5 protein-coding genes are annotated in these 8,122 nt (G+C 70.6%); 4 read left to right on the plus strand and 1 reads right to left on the minus strand.

Translation table 11 applies throughout. The features are described from left to right. Positions 1-103: 103 nt before the first annotated feature. Complete coding sequence (locus N5D30_RS22210) at positions 104-2,746, minus strand: LuxR C-terminal-related transcriptional regulator (RefSeq protein ID WP_279910703.1); 2,643 nt, start codon at positions 2,744-2,746, stop codon at positions 104-106. Between the two features lie 125 nt (positions 2,747-2,871). Between N5D30_RS22210 and N5D30_RS22215 the strand changes: the two genes are divergently transcribed. Genes N5D30_RS22215 through N5D30_RS22230 form a run of 4 tightly spaced genes read left to right on the plus strand, consistent with a single transcriptional unit; the run spans position 2,872 to position 8,113 of the window. After that, positions 2,872-4,104 carry an acyl-CoA dehydrogenase gene (locus tag N5D30_RS22215; protein ID WP_279910704.1) on the plus strand — a complete coding sequence of 411 codons (1,233 nt, stop codon included), beginning with the start codon at positions 2,872-2,874 and terminating at the stop codon, positions 4,102-4,104. A 9-nt stretch (positions 4,105-4,113) separates the two neighbouring features. Beyond that, a complete protein-coding gene (locus tag N5D30_RS22220; protein ID WP_279910705.1) occupies positions 4,114-5,358 on the plus strand; it encodes a thiolase family protein in 1,245 nt (414 codons plus the stop codon). Next, complete coding sequence (locus tag N5D30_RS22225) at positions 5,355-6,956, plus strand: AMP-binding protein (RefSeq protein WP_279910706.1); 1,602 nt, start codon at positions 5,355-5,357, stop codon at positions 6,954-6,956. Before N5D30_RS22220 ends, N5D30_RS22225 begins: the two co-directional genes overlap by 4 nt. 29 nt (positions 6,957-6,985) lie before the next feature. Further along, positions 6,986-8,113 carry a DUF5938 domain-containing protein gene (locus tag N5D30_RS22230; RefSeq protein ID WP_279910707.1) on the plus strand — a complete coding sequence of 376 codons (1,128 nt, stop codon included), beginning with the start codon at positions 6,986-6,988 and terminating at the stop codon, positions 8,111-8,113. The last annotated feature ends 9 nt before the right edge of the window (positions 8,114-8,122 follow it).

Consider the following 8,122-nt stretch of genomic DNA (forward strand, 5'->3'; position numbering starts at 1 on the left):
TGCCGGCGAGTATAACCAGAGGTCCGGGGTGGCCGGCTACCTGCGTCAACCGGACGCAGTGCCGCCGGCCCGCTCGCCACGGTCGCGGAGAACGGGTTCCGCGCTAGATCAGGCCGTTGGCCTTGGCTACCACGGCGGCCTGGGCGCGGCTCTCGACCTCCAGCTTGGCGAAGATCTTCTTCATGTGGCTCTTGATCGTCTCGGGGGCGATGCCCAGCAGCCGGGCCATTTCCTTGTTGGACTTGCCCTGGGCGACCAGCTCCAGCACGTGACGCTCCTTGCCGGTCAGAGCGTTCGCCGCGCGATCCGGCGGCGGCGCGTCGATGCCGTCGGCGGACGGCAGCAGGCGCCGCAGCAGGTTCCGCTGCTCCTCGTCCGGCGCCGGGGCCTGCAGCGCATGCGCCGCCAGCTGCTGCAGGGCGTCGAGCCCGGGCAGGTCGAACAGCAGTTGCCAGGCGTCGCAGTCCTGCGCCAGTTGCACCGCCTCCAGCAGGCAGGCCGTGGCGGCCTCGCCCCGCCGCTGGCGCCAGTACACCAGGGCCAGGGCGCCACCCAGGCGGATCTGCATCGGCCGCCGGTTGTGCCGCCGGGCGCGCAGGCGCAGCGCCTCGGCCTGCTCCAGGTCGGCCTGGCGCGGCGTGCCGGCGGCCTCGCACCAGAGCGCGGCCAGGCAGGCCAGGTAGGCGTAGTCGTCGTGGCACTCGGTGGCCCTGGCCTGCTCCTGGGCCAGCAGGTTGTCGAGCTGCTGGCTGCAGGCCAGCGCCTCCTGCGGCTTGTGTTCGAGCAGGCCGAAGCGCGTGCGCTCCAGCAGCATGTGGACGTGCAGGCGCGGCCACTTGCGGGCCTGGGCCAGGCGCTCGCCCTGTTCGATGAAGTGGCGGGCGCCATGCTGCCCGGCGTGGCGGCTGCTCAGCCTGACCAGGGTGGTGAGCGTGCTGGCGACGAAGTCCAGCGGCGCGCCCAGGGTGACCAGTTCGAGGTATTCCAGGCTCAGCCGGGCGGCCTGGTCGAGCTGGCCGCGCAGGTAGTGCACCTGGATCAGGAAGGCCGCCGGCAGGGCGCGCAGCAACGGGTGGCCGGTGAAGCCCAGGGCCTCCTCGAGCAGCGCGGTGGCCTGGGCGAGGCGCCCCTGCAGCAGTTCGCCGAAGCCCAGGATGCACAGGCGATAGTCCTGGTTGAACAGGTAGCGGCTGTGCTCCAGCGGATTGCCGCGCACCGGCGGCACGACGTAGAAGTCCTCCCAGCGGCTCTCGCACAGGTGGCCGAAGCTCACCACGCTGAACAGCGTGTTGATGATCCAGGGGTGTTCGCCCAGGTGCGGCAGGCAGGCGGCGGCCAGCCGGGCGCCGGCCGAGACGTGGTCCTCCAGGGCCAGCAGCGTGGCCTCCAGCGCCTGGCACTGCCACTGCAGGATGGCACCGCCGTCCTGCGCGCTGCCGCGCACCTCGTCCAGCAGCTGCCGGGCCGAGCCGCAGTTCATGCCCAGTGCGGCGCCCCAGGCCAGGGCGAACTTGAGCTGCCACGGGCTCTGCAGCAGGTGGCCCTGCAACTGCCGCTGCCAGTCGAGCAGGATCATGATGTCGCCGCGCTCGACCATGCCCATGGCGCAGTGGGCAACCCACTCGCAGGCGCTCTCGTCGTCGCCGGCGGCCAGCGCGCAGCGCACCGCGTCCGGCCACGAGCGCTGCTCGGCGAACCAGCGCGCGGCGACGTGCAGCGCCTCGGCCAGTTGCGGCGGGTGCAGGCGCCGGCGCAGGTGCTCGCGGAACAGCGGGTGCAGGCTGAACCATTCGGCGCTGGCGTCGAGGCCGGCGAGGAACAGCTGGCGACGCTCCAGCTCGTCGATCAGCGCCTGGCCGCTGGCGCAGCCGGTCAGACGCTCGGCCAGCGCGGCGCTGAACTTCTCCACGGCGGCCAGGCAGGCCAACTGCCGCACCAGTTCCTCCGGCAGTTGCGCTAGCAGCTCGTCGAGCAGGCCGCTGATGTTCTTCGGCAGCGCTGCGCCACCGGCCGGGCGCTGGCGCAGCGACAGCAGGCTGGCGCGCAGGGCGGCGATCCAGCCCTCGGTGGCGTGGTGCAGGGCCACCAGCTCGCCGGCCTCCAGCGTCTGCCCGCCGTTGCGCAGCAGCAGGTCGCGGGTCTCGTCGAGGTCGAAGCGCAGCTGGGCGGCGTCCACCTCCAGGCAGGTGTCGCGATACAGGTGGACGAAGAAGCTCGGCGGCAGGTCGGTGCGCCCACAGAACACCAGGTGCAGGTTCTCCGGCGCGTAGCGCACCAGCGGATCGAAGGCGGCGACCAGGGTTTCCGGCGGCACGCTGTGGTAGTCGTCGATGAACAGGAAGCAGTGCTCCGAGCGCCGCTCCAGGTCGTTCAGCAACAGGGTGGCCAGGTGCTGCGCCGGCAGCATCGAGAGGTCTTCGTCGCCCTCTCCCCCGCCGTCGAAGCCACGCCGGATCGCCGCCGCCACGTAGAGCAGCAGCCGTTCCGGCGAGTCGTCGTTCTCGTCCAGGGTCAACCAGGCCACCTGGGCGCCGCGGGCCAGCGCGGCCTCCGCCCAGGCGCTGGCCAGGGTGCTCTTGCCGAAGCCGGGCGGGGCCTTGAGCACGCTCAGACTGGATTCGGCGATGCGCTCGATCAGGTGTTCCAGGCGCGGTCGCGGCAGGGTGCCGCGCCCCCGGCGGGGCGGCATGAGCTTGGTCGCCAGGAGGGGCGAGAACAGCGGTGTAGGCGTGGCGGCAGTGGGCATCTGGCATCCCCCATTAAGGGGGTCAATCTTGGAATTGTCCCCGAATAGTATCCAACTCACCCACCCCGGGACAGCCACGAAACGCCGCTGTTGCCGGGCGCCATCACCTGCCAGGGAGAACAACAATGTCCGGGAATGCCCCGAGGGTCGAACTCGAACCCACCGGCCTCGATGCCGATCTCAACGAGCTGGAATCGGTCATCCAGCTCAACGCGCGGCGCTTCGCCCGCAAGGTCATGCGGCCCCTTGGCCAGCTGCTCGACCGGATGGAGCCGGACCAGGTCATCGCCGCGAATTCGCCGCTGTGGCAGGTATTCGTCGAGTTCGACAAGCTCGGCCTGAGCCTGGGCGACATGCTGGAGCTGCCGGCCACCGAGCGCGCCCGCCTGATGTGCCTGGTGTTCGAGGAGCTGGGCTACGGCGACGGCGGTCTGGCGGTTGTGCTCGGCGCGGCGATGATCCCTGGCATCGTTCTGCACCAGCTGGAGCGCCACGACCTGATCGCGCGCTACGCCGACAGGCCGATCGGCTGCTGGGGCATCACCGAGCCGGACCACGGCTCGGACATGCTCGACAGCAGCGGCCACGCCCGCCACCCCGGCGTCGGCCACGGCCGCCTGAACTGCCACGCCAGACTCCAGGGCGAGCACATCGTGATCAACGGGCAGAAGTCGGCCTGGGTCTCCAACGGTCCCATCGCCCAGACCTGCATCCTGTTCTGCGGCTTCGACGACGGCTCGGGCGAGGACCGCCGCTGCGTGGTGCTGGTGCCGCTGGACAGCGCCGGCGTCAGCCGTGGCGCGCCGCTGGACAAGATGGGCCAGCGTGCCCTGCCCCAGGGCGAGCTGTACTTCGACAACGTCCGCCTGCCGCTGGACCACCTGGTGGCCGGCCCCGAGGACTACGTGCGCGCCGAGCAGGGCGTGCTCGCCGAGGCCAACGCGCTGATGGGCGTGATGTGGACCGGCGCCGCCCGCGCCGCCTACGAGCACGCCTACGAATACGCGCACCAGCGCAAGCAGGGCGGCGTGCCGATCGTCCAGCACCAGAACGTGCGCCACCGCCTGTTCCACATGTTCGCCCGGGTCGAGGCGGCCCGCGCCCTGGCGCGCCGCGCCGTGCTGTTCAACGAGGTGGCGCCGGCCCCGGCGCTGCAGGGCTCTATCGCCAGCAAGATCACCGCCACCCAGACCGCCTTCGACGTCGCCTCCCAGGCCATCCAGATGCTCGGCGGCAACGGCGTCACCCGCGAGTACCCGGTGGAGAAGCTGCTGCGCGACGCCCGCGCCTCGATGATCGAGGACGGCTGCAACGAAATGCTCGCCATCAAGGGCGGCACCCTGATTTCCCAGCTCTGAGGCCCCGCCATGAAGATGAATGCGTATATCGCCGGGGTGGGCATGGTCCCGTTCGGCAAGCACCTGGACAAGACCCTCAAGCGCCTGGCCGGCCAGGCCATCGAGCTGGCCCTGGCCGACGCCGGCCTGGACAAGTCGCAGCTGCAGGCGGCCTGGATGGGCAACGCGGCGGCCGGCGTGGTCACCGGCCAGGAGATGATCCGTGGCCAGGTGGTGCTGCGCGGCCTGGGCATCGGCAGGATTCCGGTGGTCAACGTGGAGAACGCCTGCGCCTCCTCCTCCACCGCCTTCCAGCAGGCCTGCGCCATGGTCAGCGCCGGTTGCTACGACGTGGCGCTGGTGTGCGGCTACGAGAAGCTGTTCCACGAGGACAAGGCGCGCAGCCTGGGCGCCTTCTCCAGCGCGGTGGACGTGGAAGACCCTGACGGCGCGGTGAACGTGGTGAAGAAGCTCGCCGAGGCCATCGGCGAGCCCTTCGACGCCGCCGGCGCCGGCAGCAGCCGCTCGGTGTTCATGGACATCTACGCCATGATGGCGAAGAAGCACATGAAGCGGCACGGCTCCACCGCCCGCCATTTCGCCATGATCGCGGCGAAGAACTCGATCCACGGCAGCCTCAACCCGCGCGCGCAGTTCCAGGAGCGGCTGACCATCGACGAAGTGCTGGCCGCGCGCGCCATCATCGACCCGCTGACCCTGCCGATGTGCTCGCCGATCGGCGACGGCGCCGCCGCGGTGATCGTGGTCAGCGAGCGCAAGGCGCGCCAGCTCGGCCTGCGCAACCCGGTGCGGGTGGCGGCCTCGGCGCTGGTCTCCGGCTGGGACTTCGAGCACGAGGACGACAGCGTCGGCGCCCACGCCGCGCAACTGGCCTACGCGGCGGCCGGCCTCGGCCCGCAGGACCTCTCCTGCATCGAACTGCACGACGCCTCGGCGCCTTCCGAACTGGTGGCCTACGAATACCTCGGCCTGTGCCCGCCCGGCGGCGGCGCCGCGCTGCTGGAGACCGGAGCCACCGGCCTGGGCGGGCGGATTCCGGTCAACACCTCCGGCGGCCTGCTGCGCAAGGGCCACCCGGTCGGCGCCAGCGGCTGCGCGCAGATCGTCGAGCTGACCGAGCAATTGCAGGGCCGCGCCGGCGCCCGCCAGGTCAGCGGCGCGCGCGTCGGCCTGGCGCACAACGGCGGCGGCGCCATCGGCCTGGACGCCGCCGCCACCGTGGTCAGCCTGCTGGTGCGGGAGGACCTGCGATGAGCCGCTACAGCGATTCCAACCTGGCCGGACTGGTCGGCAACCGCATGCTGAGCAGCCCCGACCTCGACGTGCTGACCGTCGAGAACGGCGCCGCCAGCCCGTTGCAGGTGCGCACCTACAAACAACTGTGGAACAACGGCCACCGCCTGGCCTGGGCGCTGAGCAGCCTCGGCCTCAAGCCCGGCGAGAGCTTCGCCCTGCTGATGGCCAACCACGCCGAATTCGTCGATGCCATGCTGGCCGCCGCCATCACCGGCACCGTGTTCGTGCCGATCGACCCGCGTGCCAGGGGCGACAAGCTGGCCTTCTTCCTCAACAACGCGCGCTGCCAAGGGGTGATCGCCGCCGACTACGCCCTCGGCAACCTGCTGGAAGTGCGCGAGCAGTTGCAGCACAACCGCTGGATCGTCGCCCTGCCGGGCGACGGGCCGGACGCGGCGGCGCCAATCGCCGACGTGACGCCCTACGCCGAGGCGCTCGGCGAAGAACGCGGCGAGCATCCGCTGGCGGCGCTGGACGACGCCGCGCCGATGCAGCTGATCTTCACCTCGGGCACCACCGGCGATCCCAAGGGCATCGTCATGACCCACCGGCGCTACTGCGAGACCGCGCTGCTCACCGACCGGGTGTTCGGCTACCGCAGCGACGACCGGCCCTACTCCGGGCTGTCGCTGACCCATGCCAACGCCCAGTTGGTCACCCTCGGCGCCTCACTGGCCCTCGGCCTGCGCTGCGTACTGTCGCGCAAGTTCACCAAGACCCGCCTGTGGGACATCTGCCGGCGCTTCGGCTGCACCAGCTTCACCCTGCTCGGCGGCATGACCACCGCCGTCTACGCCGAGCCGCCGCAGGCCGACGACGCCGACAACCCGGTGCGCTTCGTGATCTCCGCCGGCATGCCCAGGGCGATCTGGAGCGAGTTCGAGCGGCGCTTCGCCGTGCAGATCCTGGAGTTCTACGGCGCCGCCGAGGGTGGCCTGACCATCAAGCCGATCGGCGTCGGCCCGGTCGGCAGCATCGGCAAGCCGATGCCCAACCTGCGCTACCGCATCGTCGACGAGAACGGCCACGACTGCGCGCCGGGCGAACCGGGCGAGCTGCTGTTCCAGCCGGTCGATGGCACACCCTACCAGGTCGAGTACTTCGGCAACCCCGAGGCCTCGGCGAAGAAGTGCTCAGGCGGCTGGCTGCACATGGGCGACGTGGTCAGCGCCGACGCCGAGGGCTGGCTGTTCTTCCACTACCGCAAGGGCGGCAGCATCCGCCGCAACGGCGACTTCATCAACGCCGCCTTCATCGAGAAGACCATCGCCGAGTGCCCGGACGTGGACGACGTGTACGTCTACGGCATCCCCGCCGCCAGCGGCGTGCCGGGCGAGAAGGACGTGGTCGCCGCGGTGGTGCCCAAGGCACGCGGCGGCTTCGACCCGCAGGCGATCTTCCGCGCCTGCCGCGCCCGCCTCGAAGCCAACTTCGTGCCCAGCTTCCTGCAGGTGCTGGAGCAGATTCCCAAGACCGCCTCGGAAAAACCCCAGGAGCGCTTCCTGATCGAGGCCCTGGAGCAGGACCGCGCCAGCGTGCACCGCGAAGCACGCTGACATCCCCCGAACAACAAGAGGAAACATCCATGTCCAACGCACGCAAGGTTCTGGTCTACGGCGCCAGCGGCTACACCGGCAAGCTGGTGTCCGAGTCGCTGTCCCAGCGCAACATCCCCTTCTACATGGCCGGGCGCACCCAGGCGCGGTTGCAGACCGCGCTGGCCGTGGTCGAGGAGCGTCACGGCCAGCAGGTGGACGCCGAGCTGGTCAGCGTCGAGCACTCGCGCGAGGCGCTGCTCGGGCTACTCCAGCACCTGGAGATCGAGGTGCTGATCAACAACGTCGGCCCGTTCATGCAACTGGGTGCGCCGGTGGTCGAGGCCTGCCTGGAAGCCGGCGTGCACTACCTGGACACCACCGGCGAGCAGGACTGGACCGCCGCCGTCGCCGAACGGTACGGCGCCGCCTTCGCCGCCAAGGACCTGCTGCTGTGCCCGGCCAACTCCTTCATGTGGGCCGCCGGCGCGCTGGCCGCCGAAGTGGTGCTGGAGACCCCCGGCATCGACAGCCTGGACATCTGCTACCAGGTCGACAACGGCCTGCCCTCGGAGGCGTCCACCAAGTCCTTCCTGCGCATGGTGTGCAACGACGTGTCGCAGTACTACCTGGAGCAGAACCAGCTGGTCGCCTGGCCCAACGACGTGGCCTACAAGGTCGCCCTGCCCCACCGCAACGCCCAGCTCAGCGCCCACCCCTGGGGCGGCGCCTGCGAGCCGATCTGGTTCAAGGACGACCCGCGCGTGCGCAACTGCAAGGTGCTCACCGCCATGGGCGAACACATGATCGACCCGGTGATGCAGGCCATCCGCGCCTTCAACGCCGTCGCCCCGGGGCTGACCCAGGCGCAGCGCGAGGAATGGACCAACCAGATGGGCGCGCAAATGGACAACGGCGAGCCGCCGAAGGACTCGCTCGACGTGCAGCGCGGCGTGATCGTGGTGCACGGCCAGGGCCGCCAGGTCACCCGCAGCTACGTGATGAACCTGTCCGCCGCCTACACCTGGACCGGCGACATCTGCGCCGAAAACGCCGAGCGCCTGCTGGCCGGCCAGTGCAAGGCCTTCGGCTTCCAGTCGCCGGCCAGGGCCTTCGGCCACCGCGAGCTGATCCAGCGCTTCCATGAGCGCGGCTTCTGCAGCGCGCTGCCGGCCTGAGAACGAAAG

Source organism: Pseudomonas sp. GD03875 (genome assembly GCF_029840585.1).
GTDB lineage: Bacteria > Pseudomonadota > Gammaproteobacteria > Pseudomonadales > Pseudomonadaceae > Aquipseudomonas > Aquipseudomonas paralcaligenes.